This window comes from Collinsella vaginalis, assembly GCF_900176655.1.
In the GTDB taxonomy this organism is placed as follows: domain Bacteria; phylum Actinomycetota; class Coriobacteriia; order Coriobacteriales; family Coriobacteriaceae; genus Collinsella; species Collinsella vaginalis.
The window spans coordinates 931,759-951,662 of record NZ_LT838843.1; the positions used below are offsets into that span (position 1 = coordinate 931,759).

General features: G+C 61.9%; 18 protein-coding genes and 1 other annotated feature. Of the genes, 17 read left to right on the plus strand and 1 reads right to left on the minus strand.

The window, feature by feature from the left end; translation table 11 throughout:
- Positions 1 to 62: 62 nt before the first annotated feature.
- The 9 genes from CAP13_RS06020 (at position 63) to ruvB (ending at position 10,113) form a co-directional block, all read left to right on the plus strand.
- A complete protein-coding gene (locus tag CAP13_RS06020; protein ID WP_085830661.1) occupies positions 63 to 536 on the plus strand; it encodes a PTS sugar transporter subunit IIB in 474 nt (157 codons plus the stop codon).
- Positions 537 to 878: 342 nt separating this feature from the next.
- The gene (locus CAP13_RS06025; protein WP_085830662.1) at positions 879 to 1,913 is read left to right on the plus strand and encodes an SIS domain-containing protein; all 1,035 of its coding nucleotides are present in this window, start codon (positions 879 to 881) and stop codon (positions 1,911 to 1,913) included.
- Between the two features lie 75 nt (positions 1,914 to 1,988).
- Complete coding sequence (locus CAP13_RS06030; protein ID WP_085830663.1) at positions 1,989 to 2,759, plus strand: PTS mannose/fructose/sorbose/N-acetylgalactosamine transporter subunit IIC; 771 nt, start codon at positions 1,989 to 1,991, stop codon at positions 2,757 to 2,759.
- A 77-nt stretch (positions 2,760 to 2,836) separates the two neighbouring features.
- The gene (locus CAP13_RS06035; RefSeq protein ID WP_425429839.1) at positions 2,837 to 3,622 is read left to right on the plus strand and encodes a PTS system mannose/fructose/sorbose family transporter subunit IID; all 786 of its coding nucleotides are present in this window, start codon (positions 2,837 to 2,839) and stop codon (positions 3,620 to 3,622) included.
- Between the two features lie 1,047 nt (positions 3,623 to 4,669).
- Positions 4,670 to 5,249: a sequence feature (16S ribosomal RNA rRNA prediction is too short), on the plus strand.
- Between the two features lie 130 nt (positions 5,250 to 5,379).
- Entirely contained in the window at positions 5,380 to 5,742 is a 363-nt protein-coding gene (locus CAP13_RS06040; RefSeq protein WP_085830665.1) for a desulfoferrodoxin family protein, read from the plus strand.
- Between the two features lie 98 nt (positions 5,743 to 5,840).
- Complete coding sequence (locus CAP13_RS06045) at positions 5,841 to 7,823, plus strand: NAD(+) synthetase (RefSeq protein WP_085830666.1); 1,983 nt, start codon at positions 5,841 to 5,843, stop codon at positions 7,821 to 7,823.
- Between the two features lie 81 nt (positions 7,824 to 7,904).
- Positions 7,905 to 8,429: a crossover junction endodeoxyribonuclease RuvC gene (ruvC, locus tag CAP13_RS06050; RefSeq protein ID WP_085830667.1), complete on the plus strand. Its 525-nt coding sequence runs from the start codon at positions 7,905 to 7,907 to the stop codon at positions 8,427 to 8,429.
- Positions 8,426 to 9,046 (plus strand): Holliday junction branch migration protein RuvA, encoded by a 621-nt coding sequence (ruvA, locus tag CAP13_RS06055; RefSeq protein WP_085830668.1) that lies wholly within the window; start codon positions 8,426 to 8,428, stop codon positions 9,044 to 9,046. Before ruvC ends, ruvA begins: the two co-directional genes overlap by 4 nt.
- Entirely contained in the window at positions 9,046 to 10,113 is a 1,068-nt protein-coding gene (gene ruvB, locus CAP13_RS06060) for a Holliday junction branch migration DNA helicase RuvB (RefSeq protein WP_085830669.1), read from the plus strand. Before ruvA ends, ruvB begins: the two co-directional genes overlap by 1 nt.
- A gap of 292 nt (positions 10,114 to 10,405) precedes the next feature.
- On the opposite strand, the gene CAP13_RS06070 is transcribed toward ruvB, so the two are convergent.
- Positions 10,406 to 10,633: a cold-shock protein gene (locus tag CAP13_RS06070; protein WP_085830671.1), complete on the minus strand. Its 228-nt coding sequence runs from the start codon at positions 10,631 to 10,633 to the stop codon at positions 10,406 to 10,408.
- 322 nt (positions 10,634 to 10,955) lie between these two features.
- Between CAP13_RS06070 and CAP13_RS06075 the strand changes: the two genes are divergently transcribed.
- The 8 genes from CAP13_RS06075 to CAP13_RS06110 all read left to right on the plus strand — a co-directional run bounded on the left by CAP13_RS06075 (position 10,956) and on the right by CAP13_RS06110 (position 19,732).
- Complete coding sequence (locus CAP13_RS06075; RefSeq protein ID WP_085830672.1) at positions 10,956 to 12,467, plus strand: C69 family dipeptidase; 1,512 nt, start codon at positions 10,956 to 10,958, stop codon at positions 12,465 to 12,467.
- Positions 12,468 to 12,582: 115 nt separating this feature from the next.
- Positions 12,583 to 13,044: a hypothetical protein gene (locus CAP13_RS06080; RefSeq protein ID WP_085830673.1), complete on the plus strand. Its 462-nt coding sequence runs from the start codon at positions 12,583 to 12,585 to the stop codon at positions 13,042 to 13,044.
- Between the two features lie 173 nt (positions 13,045 to 13,217).
- Positions 13,218 to 14,690 carry an ABC1 kinase family protein gene (locus tag CAP13_RS06085; protein ID WP_245798922.1) on the plus strand — a complete coding sequence of 491 codons (1,473 nt, stop codon included), beginning with the start codon at positions 13,218 to 13,220 and terminating at the stop codon, positions 14,688 to 14,690.
- 187 nt (positions 14,691 to 14,877) lie between these two features.
- A complete protein-coding gene (locus CAP13_RS06090; RefSeq protein WP_085830675.1) occupies positions 14,878 to 17,025 on the plus strand; it encodes a class I tRNA ligase family protein in 2,148 nt (715 codons plus the stop codon).
- Positions 17,009 to 17,578 (plus strand): GNAT family N-acetyltransferase, encoded by a 570-nt coding sequence (locus CAP13_RS06095; RefSeq protein ID WP_085830676.1) that lies wholly within the window; start codon positions 17,009 to 17,011, stop codon positions 17,576 to 17,578. The genes CAP13_RS06090 and CAP13_RS06095 overlap by 17 nt, the downstream gene beginning before the upstream one ends.
- Before the next feature lie 28 nt (positions 17,579 to 17,606).
- Complete coding sequence (locus CAP13_RS06100; RefSeq protein ID WP_085830776.1) at positions 17,607 to 18,365, plus strand: class I SAM-dependent methyltransferase; 759 nt, start codon at positions 17,607 to 17,609, stop codon at positions 18,363 to 18,365.
- Positions 18,362 to 18,943 carry an epoxyqueuosine reductase QueH gene (locus tag CAP13_RS06105; protein ID WP_085830677.1) on the plus strand — a complete coding sequence of 194 codons (582 nt, stop codon included), beginning with the start codon at positions 18,362 to 18,364 and terminating at the stop codon, positions 18,941 to 18,943. Before CAP13_RS06100 ends, CAP13_RS06105 begins: the two co-directional genes overlap by 4 nt.
- An 81-nt stretch (positions 18,944 to 19,024) precedes the next feature.
- On the plus strand, positions 19,025 to 19,732 hold the full coding sequence (locus CAP13_RS06110; protein ID WP_085830678.1) for a Bax inhibitor-1 family protein: 708 nt from the start codon (positions 19,025 to 19,027) through the stop codon (positions 19,730 to 19,732).
- Positions 19,733 to 19,904 lie beyond the last annotated feature (172 nt).

A 19,904-nucleotide genomic window follows, 5' to 3' on the forward strand; every position in this document is an offset into this window, starting at 1 on the left:
GGCTATCCGTTTCTTTCATTTCGCGTAGCAAAACTGGGCAAAGGCGAGGGAAGGCCACTGTCATGATTAAACTTATGAGAATTGACTATCGTCTCATTCACGGCCAGGTTGCAATGGCCTGGACGTCAGCAATTGGCGCCAATTGCCTTTTGGTGGCAAACGATGCGGTTAGCAAGGACAGCATGCGTATAACGACCCTGAAATTGGCGCGCCCAGCTGGCTGTAAGCTTGTGATCAAAAGTGTCGAGGATTCAATTACGGCTCTTAACAGCGGCGTGACTGATCCGTATAACCTATTCATCATTGTTGAGTCTGTTGAAGATGCCTACAGACTCGCGAAGGGATATCGAAACATACGAAGCATCAATTTTGGGGGTGCAAAGCCGCAGAAGGATTGCACGCGCAAACTCTCTGTGACCACCCCTGTTTCCGAGTGTGACATGCAGCTCCTCAAAGAGCTTGTAAATGAGGGAATTGAGATTGAAATTAGACAGGTTCCAGGTGATGAAAAAATCAACGTGAGTAAGCTACTGTAGAGAAGCTGAGCGTCCTCCTGATGTGCACTCGCAGCGTTAGCCGCAGACATTGCTTAGATGCCTGCGGCTTTTCTGTGTCCGTACCTACCCGCTTAGATTTTGAGATGGAAAATGAAGATAGCGCAGAACTCGTTTATATCCATAGTACCGTTCACCGGCCACACCACGTAATCAAAATATCAGGTAAATAGCACTATCGATTGCTAATCTCTACCGTTCACCGGTACGGGAAATCTTTTCTAGACATATAATGTTATAGAACATAATATACAAATATGAAATACCTATCAGAATAAATTAGATAGGGATTCAATAAGGGGAACGACCCAAGGAGGAAAGACAATGTTCAATTTCGACGAACCTCGTTACGCAAAGGTTGTCAGCGATGCGCTGGCGCTTCGACCTCAGATTGAGACGGCTGTTGATGAAATTTGTGAGCGGGGCTACTCCAATATCTTCTTCATTGGTTGCGGAGGTACGTGGGCGCACACACTTCCGATGAAGTATTGGGTCGATACGACAACAGCAGCTGTTGATGTCCGTTGCGAAATTGCTTCGGAGTTCCTGGCCTGCCCGCCCAAAGCATTTGGAAAAGAGTCCATCTGCGTGTTTTCCACGCGCACTGGTACAACGCCCGAGATCATCGAAGCGGCAAAATACTGTCAGGCTAGCGGTGCCCGCACTATGATGTATGTTTCCAACGACGGTACCCCTGCCACCGAGTTTGCAGATTACAAATTCTATAGCTTCGCTGAGGATGACGTGCTGTGCGAAGCTATTTACTCTTATCAGATCCCGCTGGTTGCTCGCTTTCTTAAAAACGCTGGCGCGTTTCCCAAGTACGACGTATTCATGGACGAGTTTGGCCAGATTCAGCCGTATCTTCTGAAGGCCAAACAGGATCAGGATGTGCGCTGCGCCGCCATGGCAGAGGATTTCAAGGATTTGGACTACCACATGGTTCTAGGCTCAGGCATGTTGTGGGGCGAGGCCTACGACTACGCCATGTGTATCCTTGAAGAGATGCAGTGGATTAAAACCAAGTCTATTCACGCTGCCGAGTTCTTTCACGGCACTATCGAGCTGTGTGAGGAAGGTACGAGCCTGATCATGCTTTACGGCGAAGATGACACCCGCAATCTCATGGATCGCGTTGACAACTTCACACATTTGCTTGCTGATGAGAAAGGCATTCAGCTTCGCGTGAACAAGTTTGATACCGCTGAGGTTGAATTGCCCTTCAGCGATCCTGAGTTTCGCAAAATCGTGTCTCCGATGGTGATATACACCATCACAGAACGTTTGAGCTGCCATCTCGCAAATGTGCGCAATCACCCGCTTACCACACGTCGCTACTATCATCAGATGAACTATTAGGTTCGGACTGTATATACCGGTTGTTCGAGGTGGCTCAGATCGATTTGCTTCGGTTTTAAGAGAAGGTGACCTACCATGGTTGTCCAGTTCATCTTGATTTCATTGGTTGCGTTCATGGCCTCGCTTGACGAACAGCTGCTCGGCATTACCATGCTGGGGCGCCCCCTGTTCACGAGTCTGTTCGTTGGACTCATTCTGGGGGATGTTCAGTCAGCAGTTATGGTTGGCGCCGTCCTTGAGTCCATGTTCATGGGTTCTGTGATGGTTGGGGCTGCAGTTCCGCCCGAGGTATATGCCTCGGGAGTTCTTGGTTGCGCCTTTGCTGTGACAACGGGTGCTGGCGCAGCTGCTGCAGTCGCGCTCGCGCTTCCTGTTTCTGTGTTTCTTCAGGTTTGGCGAAATTTCTGTTACGCCGTACCCGGTGCATATGCGAGCAAGAAGATTGACGTCGCGCTTGCAAGGCATGACCTCGGTAGAGCTAACCTATACCATTTAACTATTGTTCCGCTTGCGATTGGCATTCCATCTGCGCTTTTGGTGTTTTGCTCGCTTTACTTCGGAGCTGATCTCATCAACAACGCCTTATCGATGATTCCTCAGTTTGTGATGGACGGCTTGAACGTTGCCTCAGGTGTGATGGCTTGTGTCGGCTTTGCACTTCTAATTCGTACGATGTCAAACAACAAACTGCTCCCGTACCTGTTTATTGGATTCATCCTTGTGACCTACCTTGGGATGGATGTGATTAGCGTTGCCATCCTTGCTGCATGTGTCGCTGCGCTCAATATGTTCAAGCAAGGTCCGGTCACGGAAACCGCCGAGCTTGTTGAGGAGGATGATTTCTAATGATCGACAACAATAGGAATGTAGTTCAGGGTGTAGATGGTTCGGACGCAAATACAGGCTCAATTATGACGTCTGATATGTATCGAAGTGTATTCCTACGTCAGTTCACGAGTCAATGCTCCCAGTCATACGACAAGATGATGGCGTACGGTTTCATGTATACCCTTGAGAAGCCGTTGCGAAAAATCTATCCGAACGATGATGAGTATTACAGTGCTCTCGATCGCCATACTGAATTCTTCAACATGACTCCTCATATTTTGCCATTTGTGGCGGGTCTGTCAATTTCCATGGAAGAACAGGCATCTAAAGACCCTATGTTCGATGTTTCAACCATTAATGCTGTGAAGGTGGGCTTGATGGGGCCACTATCTGGCATTGGCGATTCGTTTTACTGGGGGACGTTTCGCGTTGTCGCTGCGGGCATCGGCATCGGACTTGCTGCTACCGGAAATCCCCTAGGTCCGGTTGTCTACGCTCTCATCTACTCGGTGATTAATATTGCAACACGCGTGATAACGGCACGGTTTGGCTATGATATGGGGACTAAGTTTCTCGAGAAATCTGCTCAGGATAATCTGATGGGTAGGGTGACGGATGCTGCTGGCGTGTTGGGCATGACAGTTGTTGGCGCCATGATCGCCACCATGGTCGTGCTGAATACATCACTGGTGTTCAATCTTGGCGGAGCCGAGATTTCGATTCAAGGGATCCTCGACGAAATCTTCCAAGGGGCACTTCCTCTGGCGGCGACCTTTATCTGCCTTTGGTTATATAAGAGGGGTGTCAGGACAATCTGGATCATCTTAGGCATATTTGCGGTTTGCATTTTGGGCTGCGCCGTCGGAGTGTTTGCAGCGTAGATCGCGAGGACGCAACGTGTGCGTATGTGTGCAGAAGGAAGCGCTATGTGAAGAAGGAAGCGCTGCAGCAAAGACTAGCATGGGTCAACCGTTAGCAAGCATAAGGGCATTCCTTCCGAAATTGCAGGCCAAGCAGGGCGCATAAAAACTGCTCGGTGTTTACCGTCTGCACCTAAGCGGGGCGTTCGAAAGGACGCTCCGCTTTTCACGCCGCCTTGATGGTGGGCCTCTAGTTTTGACTCACGCGGGGATTTCAGGTGCGGATGGCGGGGGATAGAAAGATGCTGGGACGTTGAAACAGCATAAAGGCGGGCAAAGGTCGGGTCGATTGAGTGATTTAGGACACAGCGGCTCGATCCACCTAGTGATCAACCAATGCCAGCGGTACATCTTGTCGTAGCTGATCGATAGGGCTGTCGGGAAAGTGTAGATAGAGACCCGCGTAGGTGAAACTGCCCCGTAGGCGGGGAAGGGATCAGTTACGCATGAGATATGGCACAGTTCCATTGCATATTGACGCCAATGTCAATCATGGTAATCAAGTCATTCGTCGCAAGTTGTTACAGAAGGTCGCCTAGAGAAATCAAAGGGAGGTAATGCCGCGATTGCAGACGGAGCAGAGTCAGAATCCTCAATTAAACTACCCCCCTTTTGTGTCGGTCCCGTGGAGACCCCGATCCCCGACCCCGGCGGGCCCGGGGTCTGGCATTATGTCTCCTTGCCGCGCGGAGCCGGGCGGGCCCGAAAGGGGGTCCGGGGACGCGGCGGCGGGCACCTTCAGAACCGGATACTGCGAGGGCCCGGGGGGAGACCCCCGGGACACGGAACAGGTGGAGAGATACCACTTCAGAAGAGATAAGCAGTGATGTGACCAAGTCAAGCGAATGGACGAGGGACGCCCCGTCGGGGCGGCCCCCTGTGATATTCCTTTCTTGAGGACAGAACGGCGGATATCTTTACAACGAATGGAATCCGATCGGCGTCATCGCCGGCCGGACGGGCTCCCGCGCCCACTAAGGGGCCGCCCCGAGCGGCCCCTCTTGGACGGAGAGTTCGATCCTGGCTCAGGATGAACGCTGGCGGCGCGCCTAACACATGCAAGTCGAACGGCACCCATCTTCGGATGGAGGCGAGTGGCGAACGGCTGAGTAACACGTGGAGAACCTGCCCCCACCCCGGGGATAGCCGCGGGAAACCGCGGGTAATACCCGATGACCCCGCCCGGCCGCATGGCCGGGCGGGCAAAGCCCAGACGGGAGGGGATGGCTCCGCGGCCCATCAGGTAGACGGCGGGGTGACGGCCCACCGTGCCCGCGACGGGTAGCCGGGTTGAGAGACCGACCGGCCAGATTGGGACTGAGACACGGCCCAGACTCCTACGGGAGGCAGCAGTGGGGAATCTTGCGCAATGGGGGGAACCCTGACGCAGCGACGCCGCGTGCGGGATGGAGGCCCTAGGGTCGTAAACCGCTTTCAGCAGGGATGAGACAAGACGGTACCTGCAGAAGAAGCCCCGGCTAACTACGTGCCAGCAGCCGCGGTAATACGTAGGGGGCGAGCGTTATCCGGATTCATTGGGCGTAAAGCGCGCGTANGCCCTTTTCTCTTATCTTTGACTCCTTGTTTTTAAGCTCAGCTGGGTGGAAGATCCATGGTCCTGGGCTCCTGTTGATTTCAATGCATTCTCGGTATGCCGTCGCCTGGCGGGGGCATAATCATTTCGTGTCTGCACACCGTTGAATCGAAAGGATGCCTGTATGTCTGTCTTTCTGAAGAACACCGAGACCGGTGCGTTCCTGATCTCCGCTGAGGATGTCGAGGCTCCGCAGGGTTATGAGGCTGTTGAGGCGAATACCGTTGATGCCGCCGTTGAGAAGCACGTCCCTGTCGTCGACCTTCAGCGCGACGGCCACATCATCCATGTCACGGTTGGTGAGGTCGAGCACCCGATGACCGAGGAGCACTACATCGAGTGGATCGCGCTTGAGGCCGAGGGGCGCTTGGAGGTCCACTACCTCAAGCCCGGGCAGACGCCGGCAACCTTCTTCGCCGGTGGTGCGAAGTCGGGTACCGTGTACGCGTTCTGCAACCTCCACGGCCTCTGGAAGGCCACGTTCTAGTCGAACGACAGACGCATCCGAGGGCCGTTCGCAGCAAGCGGACGGCCCTCTTTTTCATATGGGGATCTGGTTCACATGAGTACCGAGGGAGGGGTTTGATGAAACTCGCCATGGCGCAGATCGATATGAGACTCGGGGATATCCCGGGGATCTGCTCGCGTATCGAGGAGCAGGCGCATCTCGCCCGTCGTCAAGGGGCGACGCTGCTCATCACCCCCGCCCCGCTGCTCATGGGGATCATGCCCGGCGCGCTCGTCGACGCACCTAATTTTCAGCATCAGATGCTTTCCGCGCTGCAGGATCTTTCTGTTTCGCGTGCGCTGCATGGAATCAGCTGCCTCATTCCGATGGTGGTGCCCGTGGGGGAGGGCTCGGTCTTTGAGGTTGCGCTGCTGCGCGATGGTCATGTCAGCCCGATGCGCCTGGCTTTCATGAAATTCAAGGAAGGGTCGCCCTTCGCCCCCTGGACTCCGCCCGTCTTCGATATCGGGGACATTCGGATCGCCGTGACCTTCGATCTCGCACGCGATATCGAGGATATTCCACCAGGTTGCGATCTAATTCTGTCCTTCCAAGTGGGCGGCCTCAACATCATAGATCCGACGAGCAGTGGCGTTGCGGGGATGTCTGAGAGCGGGTTCCCGGATCTTGCGCGCGAGCACCGTGTGTGGATCGCCCATATGATGCCCATCGGCGGGTTCGACGGGGCTGCCTACACAGGGGGATCGTTCCTCCTTGATGAGATGGGGCAGGTGGTCGCAGCCGCCCCCTGCTTCGAGGAGGGTCTTCTCGTTCACGAGGTTCAGCGCGGGCTTCCGTCTGAGCCCCTCAATGAGCATCTGCTCCCGCACTTTGATCGCCGTGAGTGGCTTTGGGAGGCCCTGCGGCTCCATCTGAGGGACACGGTGCTCGCAAGCGGCGCGAATCGGAGCATCGTCCATCTTCGCGGCGATCTGCCATCATCCCTTGTCGCGGCGCTTGCTGTCGATGCGCTGGGGCCACGCAATGTGATCGGAGTCCATATGGGGAACGAGGGCGCGAGGACCCCGGCTGAGGAGGCTGCCGAGTCCCGCCGGTCCGCCCACGTTCGCGAGATCGCGTCGACCCTGCATATTCGCCTCGTCGAGCGCACCGTTGAGGGGGCCGCGGAGCTTCCGGATCGCGATACGCCGGAGCAGCGGGCCTCGTCGCGGCGGCTGCGCGAGGGCACCGAGGGCCTGTGCCTCGAGGACACCGCAGCCGAGCTGGGGGCCTTTCCCATCTCCGCCCTCACGAAGACCGACTACGCCCTCGCTGTGGGGAATGGCGCCCTCACGGGGTTCGGCATGATCGCCCCCTTCGGCGATGTTTACCTGACAGAGCTTGAGTTTCTCGCACGGTATCGCAATCGAATTTCGGCGGTCCTCCCGCCCTTCGTGCTCGGTCTCGCGGCCGTGCGCGAGGCCATGGGGGAGCTACTCGACCGCGCGGTCGAGGGATCGTATCGTGATCCGGCATATGCGGATCGCGTTGGCGGTCTGCTGCGGAGCCTCGAGCCGAGCGAGGTCGACGCCGCTCTTGAAGGGCACGTCGACCGTGGCCTGGCTCTGGAGGAGGTGCCCCATGCGGATGACGGAAACGCCCCCGTCGCCATGCTTTTTCTCCTGGTGCGCCGTGGAGAGGCGAAGCGTCGGCGTATGCCAAGCTATCCGATCGTCTCGGCGCGCTCCTTCTCGGAGCTCCTCTGGCCCGAGCAGCTGGCGTGGTCCGATTTGGGCCGGCGTGGGGCCGAGGCGCTGACGGCCGATGAACTCGCGGACGCCGCCGTTGAGCGGTACCAGGAGTCCAGCGAGGGTGAGATGGGCAGGATGCGCCGGGAGATCATCGGGCTTATCGGTGGGATGATGGGAATGAGCTCGGAGCAGGTTGACTCCATCGCGACGGAGGGCTCGGAGGAGCGGATCGTCCAGGAGTTCCAGCACCTGCAGGAACGTCTCCGAGGCTCGCAGCGTCGTCGTGATGGGGGTTCTACGGACGCTTCCGATCTGCTCGACGGCATCATGGACTCCCGCACAACGTATCCGTTCTTCTCACGCAACTGATCGCGGGGCGCCGCGGGCTTCACAGCGTTTGAACGGTGCGCTATGATATCAGAACAGATGTTCGTCAGCGAGAGGAGGGCAATGGTCATCCTGGGTATCGATCCGGGTCTCGCGAACACCGGCTGGGGGATCGTTGAGGAGCGCTTCGGCGAGGTGCGCTGCCGTGCCTACGGGTGCATCCAGACCTCGGCGGGAAGCGGGCTCTCCGTGCGCCTCCGCCATATCGCGGACGATCTCGCGCAGGTCGTGGCCAGGTATCATCCGGGAGAGGCCTCTATCGAGAGCGTCTATTTCGGTGCGAACGTTCGCTCCGCTATCCCCACGGCGCATGCGCGCGGCGCGGCCCTGGTGGCCTGCTCGCTCGCGGGCGTCGAGGTGGGCGAGTACACTCCGATGCAGATCAAGCAAGCTGTCGTGGGAACCGGTGCAGCCGACAAGGCGCAGGTTACCTATATGGTCCGCAACCTGCTCCGCCTCGATCACGATCCGAAGCCCGATCATGCGGCGGATGCCCTCGCGTGCGCGATCTGCCATGCCCATCTGCGGAGGACGGATCTGCTCAGCGCCGGCGCCTTCGTCCAAGAGAAGGGAAACCCCTACGCATGATCTCCCAGCTTCGTGGAACCCTGGTCGAGGCGACGCCGAGCGTCGCCGTGCTTGATGTGGCCGGCATTGGCTTTGAGCTTGGGATCTCCGCCTCGACGGCTGCCCAGCTTCCCGCTGTAGAGGCGGACTGCCGACTGTTCTGCCGCCTGGTGGTGCGCGAGGACGCGCTCACCCTCTACGGGTTTGCAACCAAGGAGGAGCGGGCGATGTTCGATCGCCTGGTCGCCGTATCGGGCGTCGGTCCTCGGCTCGCCTTGGCCGTGCTCTCTAAATTCAGCTCCTCGCAACTTTACAGCACGATTATGGCCGAGGACGTCAAGGGGATGTCCACGGTGCCCGGGGTTGGCAAGAAGACGGCCCAGCGCCTAATCCTGGAGCTCAAGAGCGTCTTCGCCAAGGGCGGCGTCGCCTTTGGCGCGCCTGAGGTGCTTGCCGGTCAACAGGGGCTCAAGCCCGCTGAGATGATCACACCGGTAGACGAGGCGCGCACGGCCTTGCTCTCCATGGGCTTCACCCCCCAGGAGGTCGAGTTGGCGCTCAACGGATATGATGGGCGGGATATGCGCGTGGAGGACCTCCTCGCGGCCGCCCTCAAACGCCTGGGGATGGATGCATGATGTGGGAAGCTGATGAGAACGAGGACCTTTGGGCGGGATCTGCCGCCGCGCGCTCCCATCACGGCGCCAACCGATTCGTGACGGGCGACCTGACCTCGGATGACCTCGACGTTGAACGCGGCCTGCGCCCGCAGCGCCTCGATGATTACTGCGGCCAGGAGCATATCAAGCAGAGCCTGCGCATCCTCATCCAGGCGGCTCAGACGCGCAACGAGAGCTTGGACCACGTGATCTTCTCGGGCCCTCCCGGTCTCGGCAAGACGACGCTCGCCACCGTGCTCGCCAACGAGCTGGGAGCCCAGATCAAGACGACATCCGGTCCCGCAATCGCGCGCACGGGAGACCTCGCTGCCATCCTCACCAACCTGCAGCCGGGGGATGTCCTGTTCATCGATGAGATCCACCGCTTGAATCGTACGGTTGAGGAGATCCTCTACCCCGCCATGGAGGATTTCTCTCTCGATATCGTCATCGGGAAGGGGCCTGCTGCCCGATCCATCCGCTTGGATGTCCCACGGTTCACCCTGGTGGGGGCCACCACGCGCTCGGGCATGCTCACCGGTCCGTTGCGCGACCGCTTCGGGATCTCGTTCCGCTTGGATTACTACTCCGTCGATGATCTGGCCGAGATCGTATCCCGGTCCTCGGCGATCCTCGGTGTGAAGATCGACAGGGCCTCCGCCGTGGAGATCGCCTCGCGATCGCGCGGCACCCCGCGCCTCGCTAACCGCCTGCTCAAACGCGTGCGCGATTACGCCCAGGTCCGTGGCGGCGGCGCCATCAATCTCATGATCGCGCAGGAGGCCCTGACGTTCTTCGAGATCGATGAGCTCGGACTCGATTGGATGGACAAGCGCATCCTCGAGACTCTGTGCCGCACGTTCCGCGGCCGCGCCGTGGGGCTCACCACCCTCGCCAGCGCGGTGGGGGAGGACCCCTCCACCCTTGAGGACGTGTACGAGCCTTACCTACTGCAATGCGGCCTCATCGTGCGTACCCCGCAGGGGCGCATGGGTACCGTCGCCGCCTTCGAGCATCTGGGCATGGAGCCTCCCGCCACGTCGTAGCGGCCGGGCGCGCTTGGGGATGTCGTGCGGACGCTTCGCAGGGCGGCATACTGTCGTGGACCAGGTAGCCTGGTACGGGGCATCCACAGCAGATGAAACCCTATCATGGGGCCATGGCTGAGGCTGATGGGCACGGTGCCCGCGGTGGCGGGAAGCTCTGCGGGGATCGTGTTCTGTGTCCGCTTGTGGGGCCTAGACTGGCTGATCTATGGGCTGGTCGGGTTGGTTGAAACACCGATGAAAAAGGGCCCCGCAGGGCCCTTTTTCGACGACGGTGAACGCCGACTGTAACCTAGCCGATCTTGACGACGTTGATCGCCTGGGTCTCGCCGGGCTTCTTGCCGGGGCCGACCTCGAACTCGACGCGGTCGCCCTCGTCGAGGGACTTGAAGCCGTCCATCTGGATGGCGCTGAAGTGCACGAAGACGTCACCGTTGGAGCCCTCGATGGGCTCATCCGGGGTGATGAAGCCGAAGCCCTTCTCGCGGAAGAACGATTTCTTGAGAGTACCGGTTGCCATGCTAACCCTTTCTTTCTGCCGCCCGAGGAGGCGACGATCACCGGGCGCTGAGAATCCAGCGCATCGACTTGCTATGTTACCCCTTCATTCCCGTATATCCGGCGAGAAATGGGCTTTGCGGCAAAGCCCTTACGGGGGATTTCCGGATCGTTTCGTCGGCGGGCAGGAATGCGCCCGCCGCACCCCGCGCATGGGGGCGAGGTTGAGGCCGGATGATGGACGGGAGCGGTCTGAGCACATAATGTCCGCATGGGGCGCTACACTACCGATAAGAGGACAAGAGACCGCCTCGGGCCACACGAGGCGGCGGCGAGGAGGACCTATGCCCTGCACCACCATCTTGATCGGCAAAGCGGCCAGTTACGACGGCTCCACCATCATCGCCCGCAACGAGGACTCGCCCAACGGCCAGTTCGAGCCCAAACGCATGGAGGTGGTGCACCCGAGCGAGCAGCCGAGCACGTACACGAGCACCGCCTCGCACTTCTCCTTCAAGCTTCCGCCGAACCCTATGCGCTACACCGCGGTGCCCGATGCCGTTTTGGGGCACGGGATCTGGGCGGCAGCCGGCTTCAACGAGGCGAACGTGGCCATGTCCGCCACGGAGACCATCACCTCGAACGAGCGCGTCCTCGGCGCCGATCCGCTCGTCGAGTACGAGCCCGCTGAGGGCGTCGAGGGCGAGCCGGGATATGTCCCGGCGCGTCGCGGCGGCTTGGGGGAGGAGGACTTCGTCACCATCACCCTGCCCTATATCACCAGCGCCCGTGAGGGCGTCGAGCGTCTCGGCGCCCTGCTCGAGGAGTTCGGCACCTACGAGATGAACGGCATCGCCTTCTCGGATGTCAACGAGATCTGGTGGCTTGAGACCGTGGGCGGTCATCACTGGATCGCCCGGCGCGTGCCCGATGATGCCTATGTCACGATGCCCAATCAGCTTGGCATCGATCGCTTCGATCTTGACGACGCCGAGGGCGAGCGCCGCGAGTTCATGGCGAGCGCCGACCTCAGGAGCTGGATGGCCGAGCACCATCTTGATCTCACGTTGAACGGGGGAGGGTCCGCCTTCAACCCCCGCGAGGCCTTCGGTTCCCACTCAGATGCAGATCACGTGTACAACACACCGCGTGCCTGGTATATGCAGCGTTGCCTGAATCCATCGGAATCATGGGACGGCCCCGACGCGGCCCTCACCCCCGAGTCGGATGACATCCCGTGGTGCCGCGTGCCGGAGCGTAAGCTGACCATCGAGGATGTCAAATACGTGCTCTCAGCCCACTACCAGGGGACCCCCTTCGACTGCTATGGCTGGAAGGGTACGCGCGAGTCGCGTGGCGCCTACCGCCCCATCGGCATCAACCGCACCGGGCAGCTCGCCGTCCTGCAGCTGCGTCCGGATGTGCCGGCCCAGAACGCCGCGGTCCAGTGGATGGCGTTCGGCTCGAATCCCTTCAACGCCCTGTTTCCGCTGTACGGCAACGTCGAGGGGCTGCCGGAGTACCTGTGCAACACCACGGCCCGTGTGACGAGCGAGAGCTTCTACTGGGCGAACCGCCTGATCGCCGCCCTCGCCGATGCCCGTTTCCACGATAGCTCCGCTGCCGTCGAGTCCTACCAGCAGAAGATGGGGGCACTCGGGCATCAGATCCTCCGGGAGACGGACGCCTCACTTGCGGATGCGGGAGCTTCGGAGGTTCCCGCCCGTCTTGCGGCGGCGAACGAGCGCATGGTCGCGGCGCTCAAACGCGCGACCGACGACCTTCTCGCCAAGGTGCTCTACACCACAAGCTGCGCGATGGGGAACGGCTTCTCGATGAGCGACAACGAGCGCTGAGACCCTGCGCGAAGCCAGGGCGATGGCGGCTGCGTGCGGGACCGCTGGCCATCTGCCAGCTCACGAGAGGGATCGGGTATATGAGGTATACGACAAACCGATGACGGGAGGACCCATGGCAACAACATTCGAGGACATCATCAACGGCATGATCAACGTGGGCATCGGAGCGGCTTCGCTCGCCGCTGAGAAGGGCAAGGAGGTCATCGACGACCTCAACTCCCGCGGTGAGCAGGTGCGCGGCGAGGCCGAGGCGCCTGATTTCGCGCGCTCGGTGTCTGACGCCTTCTCGGCAGCCGGTGGTCGCATCAGCGATGTGACCGAGCGCCTGAGCACCAAGGGGGAGACCTTCGCCGAGAAGGTCCTCGACGAGCTCGTCCTCCTGCGCGCCCGTGGCGTGAAGCCTGAGGACCGTCCAGCGCTCATCGCCCATCTCACCGACATCGTCCAGAACGCCGATGTTGAGACGGTTCGGGTCAAGGTTGAGTCCGTCGAGCCGGAGGGGCGCTCCGAGGCCGGCTCCGCGGATGAGGCTGCAGACGGCGGCCAGTCCGTCTCTGACGCGGACGGCGAGTAGCGCCCGTCATGGCGGGCGGGACGCAGCCCAATCGGGCACCTGAGCACCCGGGCACCGCTCCGGCCGATGCCGCCCGCCCCGGTCCCTCAGCGNTCCATCTCGCACGCACCTATGAGGTCTGGCGCGGTCTCTCACCCGAGCGCCTCCGTTCCCTCCTGGAGGACCTCGGCCCCATGTTCGTCAAGATGGGCCAGATTCTCGCCAACCGCTCCGAGCTCCTGCCCCAGGCGTACTGCGATGAGCTGCGGCATCTGCGCACCGACGTGGAGCCGGTCCCGTTCTCCGTGGTGCGGGACTGCCTTGAGGCCGAGTACGGCAAACCGGTCGAGCGGGTCTTCGCCTTGCTCGAGGAGAGGCCGCTCGGCTCGGCGTCCCTCGCCCAGGTGCACCGTGCCCGTCTCGTCACCGGCGAGGACGTGGCCGTGAAGGTGCAGAGACCAGGCGCCCAGCAGGTCATGGCGCAGGATATCGACATCATGCGCTCGATCGCGCGGCATGCCGCCCGCTTCATGAAGGGTGGTCAGTTCATCGACCTCAAAGACGTGGTCGAGGAGCTGTGGCAGAGTTTCCGCGAGGAGACGAACTTCCTCATGGAGGCGCGCAACCTCGCCGAGTTCCACGCCTTCCATCGGGAGGTGCCGAACATCTCCTGTCCGCAGCCCCATATCGAGTACTGCACCGAGCATGTCGTGGTCATGGACTATATCGACGGCATCTCGATCGACGCACCCGATCGGCTGGCGGCCGCCGGCTTCGATATGCGCCGCATCGGGTCTGAGATCGTGGAGGACTACGCCACCCAGGTTCTCGACGACGGCTTCTTCCATGCTGACCCGCACGCCGGCAACATCATCTGCCACGGGGATGTGATCTACTTCATCGACCTCGGCATGGTGGGCCGCATCTCGAGTCATGACCGGGCGATCCTGAAGGACATCATCTTCGCGGTGGGGGAGGGGAACACCCCGAAGCTCAAAGACGCCCTCATGCGCTTTGCGGTGTCCCGGGGCGACGTCTCCGAGTTGGATCACACGACCTTCCTCTCGGACCTCGACTTCATCGTGGCGGACTTTGCGAGCACCGATCTCAAAGACCTCGACATCGGCGCCTTCCTGACCTCGCTCGTGACTCTCGCGCGCAAGAACAACGTCGAGCTGCCGAGCGTGGTCACGATGTTCGCCCGCGGCATGGTCACCCTGGAGGGCCTGCTCGCTGAGCACATGCCCGAAGTCAACATGGTCGACATCATCTCGGCGCACGTGCGTCGGGAGAGTGCCGGCGTGGGTCACCTTAAGGAGACGGCGGAATCCGTCGCCCGTCAGTCGCGCCGCGCCCTCACGGGGAGCCTCGAGGCGGCCGAGCACCTGGGGCTTGCGAGCCGCATGCTCACCCGCGGCCAACTGAAGATCAACACGCAGGTCCTCGGCAGCGAGCAGGTGCTCAAGAACATCGGCGGCATCGTCGACCGTCTCTCGATGGCCATCGTCATCGCGGGCTTGTTCATCGGGTCGTCGGTGGTGTACTACGCCAAGATCGAGCCGGTCATCTTCGGCATCCCCGTGATCGGGTTCCTCGGGTACGCCAGCGCCCTGGCCCTCGCCCTCGGGCTCGGTCGCGAGATCTGGAGGAACAGCCGCGGCTCCTGACGCCGGTGGGTCGTCTACGCTCACCTGCGCTTCGACATACCCCATCGCGCCAAGCAGCCGAGACTGGTTCGTCCGCAAGGCGTCTGCTGCCGCGCGCGTGCAGCCCGACCTCGCCGCCGCTTGGCGCCGCTGTGCCATAATGAAAGGATTGAGTATGAAACCATCCTCGCGGAAAGGAACGAGCCCCATGGCCTCTCATCCCTCGCGCGCATCCCGTCCCACCTGGCCCCGGCGCGCCGTCGTCACCGCCGGCATGCCCTATGGCAACAAAGGGCTGCATTTCGGTCACGTGGGCGGTGTCTTCGTTCCCGCTGATTGCTACGCCCGGTTCCTCCGCGACCGCTTGGGGGCCGAGAACGTGCTCTTCGTCTCCGGCACGGATTGCTACGGCTCACCCATCATGGAGGGTTTCCGCAAGCGCGTGGAGACGGAAGGGTACACGGGCTCCATCACCGACTACGTCCGCGAGAACCACGATCGCCAGGCGTCCACCCTGGCCGATTTTGAGATCTCGTGCGACCTGTACGGCGGATCCGCGCTCGAGCCCGCGGTTCGGATTCACGAGCGCATGACCGCCGAGGTCATCAACCGGCTCTATGAGCAGGGTGCGCTTGAGAAGCGCTCATCCAAGCAGTTCTTCGACCCGGTTGCTGGACAGTTCCTGAACGGCCGTCAAGTTCTCGGGCGCTGCCCCATCCAGGGTTGCAAATCTGAGAAGGCGTACGCCGACGAGTGCGATCTCGGCCACCAGTTCGAACCAGAGGAGCTCATCGCTCCGCGAAGCGCGCTCACCGGCGAGGTGCCCGAACTCGTCCCGGTGGACAACCTCTACTTCACTCTCCCTGCCTACTTCGGCGCCGTCAAGGCCCATGTCGCCGAGACGGCGTCCGATGAGACCGTGCGGGCCGTGGTCACGAAGACCATGGAGGAGTGGCTTCGCCCTGCCCAGCTCTATATCCAGGTGAAGTTCCGAGATGCCTTCGAGTCCATCCGCCCGGAGCTCCCCGAGCACTCCGTCACCGAGTCTCCCGATGGCAAGGGCTCGTTCACCGTCTCCTTCCCGAGCTGGGAGGAGCGGGATGCTGCGCACGAGGCGCTCAACCGTGCCGGCGTCCGCTTCCGCTCCGGCAAGGCGCTCGTGCCGTTCCGTATCACCGGGAACATCTCGTGGGGGGTCCCCGTGCCCGACCTCGCGGGCACGCAGGGCCTCACCTGCTGGGTGTGGCCGGAGAGCCTCTGGGCGCCCATCAGCTTCTCGCGGACGGCCCTCGCCCGCGAGGCGTCCGCGCCCGGCGCCGCCGAGCCCGCGCGCGCCGATGCGGCGATCGCCGACTTCTCTGGTGCGACGGAGCCCATGCCGCACCCGTGCGAGCACCATAGCGCCTCCGATTGGCGCGACTGGTGGTGCTCCGAGGACGCGCGGGTCTACCAGTTCATCGGCCAGGACAACATCTACTTCTATGGCATCGCCCAGACGGCGCTGTGGGAGGCGCTCGGGTGGGGGCTGCGCCAGACCACCATCGCCGCCAACTACCACATCCTCTACATGGGCAAGAAGGCAAGCTCGAGCTCAAAGACCCCGCCACCGCCCGCCAGGGAGCTGCTCGACCACTACACGGCCGAGCAGCTGCGCGCGCACTGGCTCTCCCTCGGGCTTGGCGAGAAACCGGTGAGCTTCTCACCGAAGGCCTTCGACCTGCGCGAGACCGGCAAGGCGGCCGACGGCACCCCGCTGCTCGCCCGCGACGACAAGCGCGTGATCGACCCGGTCCTGAAAGAGGGCGCGATGCTCACGGGCGTCTTCAACCGCCTGGCACGATCCTGCTTTTACGCAGTCGCCCCGAAGGAAGGCGACCTCTCATCCGCGAGGACCGGCTGCATCCCCGCAGGCGTGCCCACAACGGAGGTCATCTCCGCAGCTGAGGACGCGATCATCGCCTTCGAGCGGGCCATGCACACCTTCGAGCTCCACCATGCCCTCGGGATCTGCGATGAGTACCTGCGCGCCGCCAACAAGCGGTGGAGCGATGCGAGCAAGCGCGCCCGAGGCGAGGAGGATCCCGACCGCGCCGACGAGCTCATGACGGTGGCCCTGCGCGATGCCTTCCACGAGCTGCGCGTGGGCACCGTGCTCATGCACGGCATCGTGCCGGCTGGATGCGAGCTCATCGCCGAGCACTTCGCCTTCGACGAGGATCTCTTCTTCAGCTGGAAGCATATCTTCGAGACTCTGGACGAGCTCAGCGCTGCGGCGGGCGAGGTTCCAGGAGAGCACGCGGTGGTCCCGCTGCCGCCGCGCTTCGATTTCTTCCGGAAGCATGAGAGCCAGTACTGAGGCCGATCGGCCCGTGCTCGAGATCAGGCGGGCGCGCGTCGATGAGATCATGGATGTCCTTGGCGTGCTTGAGGACGGGCGCCGTTCGATCGCCCGTCTCGGCATCGATCAATGGCAGGCGGGCTACCCCGATCAAGCTGTCGTCGAGGGCGACCTGGCCCGTGGCTCCTGTTGCATCGCCTTTGATGCAGCAGGGCATCCGGTGGGTACGCTCGTCCTGGTCGTCGGCGCCGACCCCGATTACGAGCCGGCACCGGTCCCCTGGCTCACCGAGGCAGGGGCGGTCTACGCTTCCATCCACCGGGTCGCCACCGCGGCCCGCGTGCAGGGCCACGGTGTCATGAGAAGGCTTTTCGGCTATGCCGCTGCGCGTGCCGCGGCGCTTGGGTGCGCGAGCATCCGTGTGGACACGCATCCGGGCAACGCGCCCATGCGCGCTTTTCTCAGGTCCCGGGATTTTCAGGAACTTGGACGCTTCGAGCTCAGCACGCATGGGGAGGGAAGCCGCACGCGCATCGCCTTCGAGCGGCTGCTGGGAGACGCTTCGAGATGAGAGAGTGGAACCGATGGATGTCAATAGCATGAGGTATCAGGATGTGAACGCGGCCACGGTCGATTTCTGGGTCGAGGCCGGCTGGGAGTGGGGTCGTCCTGTGAGCGCGGGGGATGTCGCCCGGGCACGGCGCGGATCATGGGAGATCGTGCTGACACCGACGAAGCCGGTTCCGCGATCATGGTTCCCTGAGGACTTGCATGGCGTCCGCGTGCTCGGCCTCGCCGCTGGAGGGGGCCAGCAGATGCCGATCCTCGCAGCAGCTGGGGCCTGCTGCACCGTGCTCGATTACTCCCAGCGCCAGCTTGAGTCCGAGCGCATGGTGGCGGCCCGTGAGGGATATGAGATCGAGATCGTTCGCGCCGATATGACGCGGCCGCTCCCCTTTGCCGACGAGAGCTTCGACCTCATCGTCCATCCGGTCTCGAACTGCTATATCGAGGAGGTCCGCCCGCTATGGCGTGAATGCGCCCGCGTGCTCGCGCCCGGAGGCCGGTTGATGGCGGGTCTTGACAACGGCATCAGCTACATCGTCGACGAAGATGAGGAGCGGATCGTCAACGGCCTTCCATTCAACCCGCTCAAAAACCCCGGGCAGATGGCAGAGCTCATGGCCGCCGACGATGGCGTGCAGTTCTCGCACACGCTTGAAGAGCAGATCGGCGGTCAACTCGAGGCGGGTCTGCGCCTTATCGCCTGCTATGAGGACACCTTCGGAGAGGGTCGCCTGCACGAGCTCGGCATCCCGGCGTTCTGGGCCACCCTCTCGGAGAGGCCGCTGTCATGAGCGATCGGTTGCTGCTGCATGCATGCTGCGCCCCCTGCTCGCTTGAGCCCGTGCGGCACCTGCGCGAAGAGGGCTATGAGCCGGCGATCTGCTGGACGAACGCGAATATCCAACCGGCTGCGGAGCGCGAGCGGCGCTTCGAGGAGCTCGAGCGCTGGTGCGCCGCAGAGGGCCTCGAGCTCATTCGCGCTCACGAGGACACGGCGGCCTGGGAGCGCGGCGTCGCTCCGATCGGCGCGCATGACCGGGAGCGGCGGTGTCGCGCCTGTTACGGGCTCCGCCTCGTCGAGGCCTGCCGTGTGGCCGCCGACCGGGGCTTCACCCACGTGGCCACCACGCTCGCCGTCTCTCCCTACCAGCTGTTCGACACGTGCAACGAGGTGCTCGAGCGTGTGGCGCGGCCCCATGGCCTCGTCCCGTTGATCCGGGACTGGCGGCCGTGGTATGCCGAGGCGACGCTTCGCTCGCGGGAGCTCGGAATGTATCGGCAACAGTATTGCGGGTGCCGTTTCTCCGCTGCCGAGGCGGCCCTCGACCGGGCGCGCCTGCGCGCGGAGCGCCACGGTTCCCAGGGCTGATCTCCGCGGTACCTCCGCGTCCCCGTATCGCTGACGGTTGTTGGGGTATAGTGCACTAAACCCTGGACATCAGGAGGAACCATGGAAGACCAGAACGTCGCCACGCAAGATGAGCGTGCCATCCCCCCGTTCGACCCTGCGCGCGATCACAGCGCGCGCATCTCGAGGCGCCTGTACAACGTGATCATGGGCGGCCTTGTCATCGTGGGCTTCGCGGTCATCGGCGCCTGTGCCGCCCTCGTCACCACGCCGGGCTTCATGCTCGCCGTCTATCAGAATTACCTACCCATCATGTTCGGGTCGGTCGCGGCGAGCATCGCCGGCATCGTCGTCCTCAATCTCGGCATGAAGCGCGAGGGCTTCGGCATGGCCCTTGCGGGGTACGCGCTGGTGGTCGCCTCAATCGGCTTCACCACCGGTCTCATCCTGCCTCTCTACGACCTGCCGAGCATCGCCAACGCCTTCGTCGGCACGGCCATCATCGCAGCTCTGTTCACGTTGCTCGGAGCCACGTTCCCGGCGTTCTTCGCCCGGGTGCAGGGCGTCGCGATGACCGCCCTGTTCGCCCTGCTCGTCGTCTCGATCGTCGGGGGCTTCATGGGCGTCTCCATGGGGTGGCTAGATTACGCCGTGATCCTGCTCTTCTGCGGCTTCATCGGATTCGACACCTACCGGGCCCAGCAGTGCGAGGCCACGGTCAAGATGGCCATCTTCAACGCCGTGCAGATCTGGCTCGATCTGGTGAACGTCTTCATCCGCCTCCTCGCGATCGTGGGGCGTCGCAACTAAGTTGCTCTAGGGATGTGCGGAGCCGGGCGGCCTGTTCCCACGTGGACAGGTCGCCCGTTGCATGCGGCACCTCATAATCCCTCCATATCTCTGCCGGCGACGCATGCGCCTTTTTGAGACGGATGCCCGAACCACGTTGCCCCGTGCGCGTGCCGTCATCTTCCTGACCTCG

Excerpts from the sequence above, each read along its gene's own strand:
- CAP13_RS06020 (WP_085830661.1), top strand. The coding sequence starts at position 63 with ATGATTAAACTTATGAGAATTGACTATCGTCTCATTCACGGCCAGGTT.
- CAP13_RS06025 (WP_085830662.1), top strand. The coding sequence starts at position 879 with ATGTTCAATTTCGACGAACCTCGTTACGCAAAGGTTGTCAGCGATGCG.
- CAP13_RS06030 (WP_085830663.1), top strand. The coding sequence starts at position 1,989 with ATGGTTGTCCAGTTCATCTTGATTTCATTGGTTGCGTTCATGGCCTCG.
- CAP13_RS06035 (WP_425429839.1), top strand. The coding sequence starts at position 2,837 with ATGTATCGAAGTGTATTCCTACGTCAGTTCACGAGTCAATGCTCCCAG.
- CAP13_RS06040 (WP_085830665.1), top strand. The coding sequence starts at position 5,380 with ATGTCTGTCTTTCTGAAGAACACCGAGACCGGTGCGTTCCTGATCTCC.
- CAP13_RS06045 (WP_085830666.1), top strand. The coding sequence starts at position 5,841 with ATGAAACTCGCCATGGCGCAGATCGATATGAGACTCGGGGATATCCCG.
- ruvC (WP_085830667.1), top strand. The coding sequence starts at position 7,905 with ATGGTCATCCTGGGTATCGATCCGGGTCTCGCGAACACCGGCTGGGGG.
- ruvA (WP_085830668.1), top strand. The coding sequence starts at position 8,426 with ATGATCTCCCAGCTTCGTGGAACCCTGGTCGAGGCGACGCCGAGCGTC.
- ruvB (WP_085830669.1), top strand. The coding sequence starts at position 9,046 with ATGTGGGAAGCTGATGAGAACGAGGACCTTTGGGCGGGATCTGCCGCC.
- CAP13_RS06070 (WP_085830671.1), bottom strand. The coding sequence starts at position 10,633 with ATGGCAACCGGTACTCTCAAGAAATCGTTCTTCCGCGAGAAGGGCTTC.
- CAP13_RS06075 (WP_085830672.1), top strand. The coding sequence starts at position 10,956 with ATGCCCTGCACCACCATCTTGATCGGCAAAGCGGCCAGTTACGACGGC.
- CAP13_RS06080 (WP_085830673.1), top strand. The coding sequence starts at position 12,583 with ATGGCAACAACATTCGAGGACATCATCAACGGCATGATCAACGTGGGC.
- CAP13_RS06085 (WP_245798922.1), top strand. The coding sequence starts at position 13,218 with ATGTTCGTCAAGATGGGCCAGATTCTCGCCAACCGCTCCGAGCTCCTG.
- CAP13_RS06090 (WP_085830675.1), top strand. The coding sequence starts at position 14,878 with ATGGCCTCTCATCCCTCGCGCGCATCCCGTCCCACCTGGCCCCGGCGC.
- CAP13_RS06095 (WP_085830676.1), top strand. The coding sequence starts at position 17,009 with ATGAGAGCCAGTACTGAGGCCGATCGGCCCGTGCTCGAGATCAGGCGG.
- CAP13_RS06100 (WP_085830776.1), top strand. The coding sequence starts at position 17,607 with ATGAGGTATCAGGATGTGAACGCGGCCACGGTCGATTTCTGGGTCGAG.
- CAP13_RS06105 (WP_085830677.1), top strand. The coding sequence starts at position 18,362 with ATGAGCGATCGGTTGCTGCTGCATGCATGCTGCGCCCCCTGCTCGCTT.
- CAP13_RS06110 (WP_085830678.1), top strand. The coding sequence starts at position 19,025 with ATGGAAGACCAGAACGTCGCCACGCAAGATGAGCGTGCCATCCCCCCG.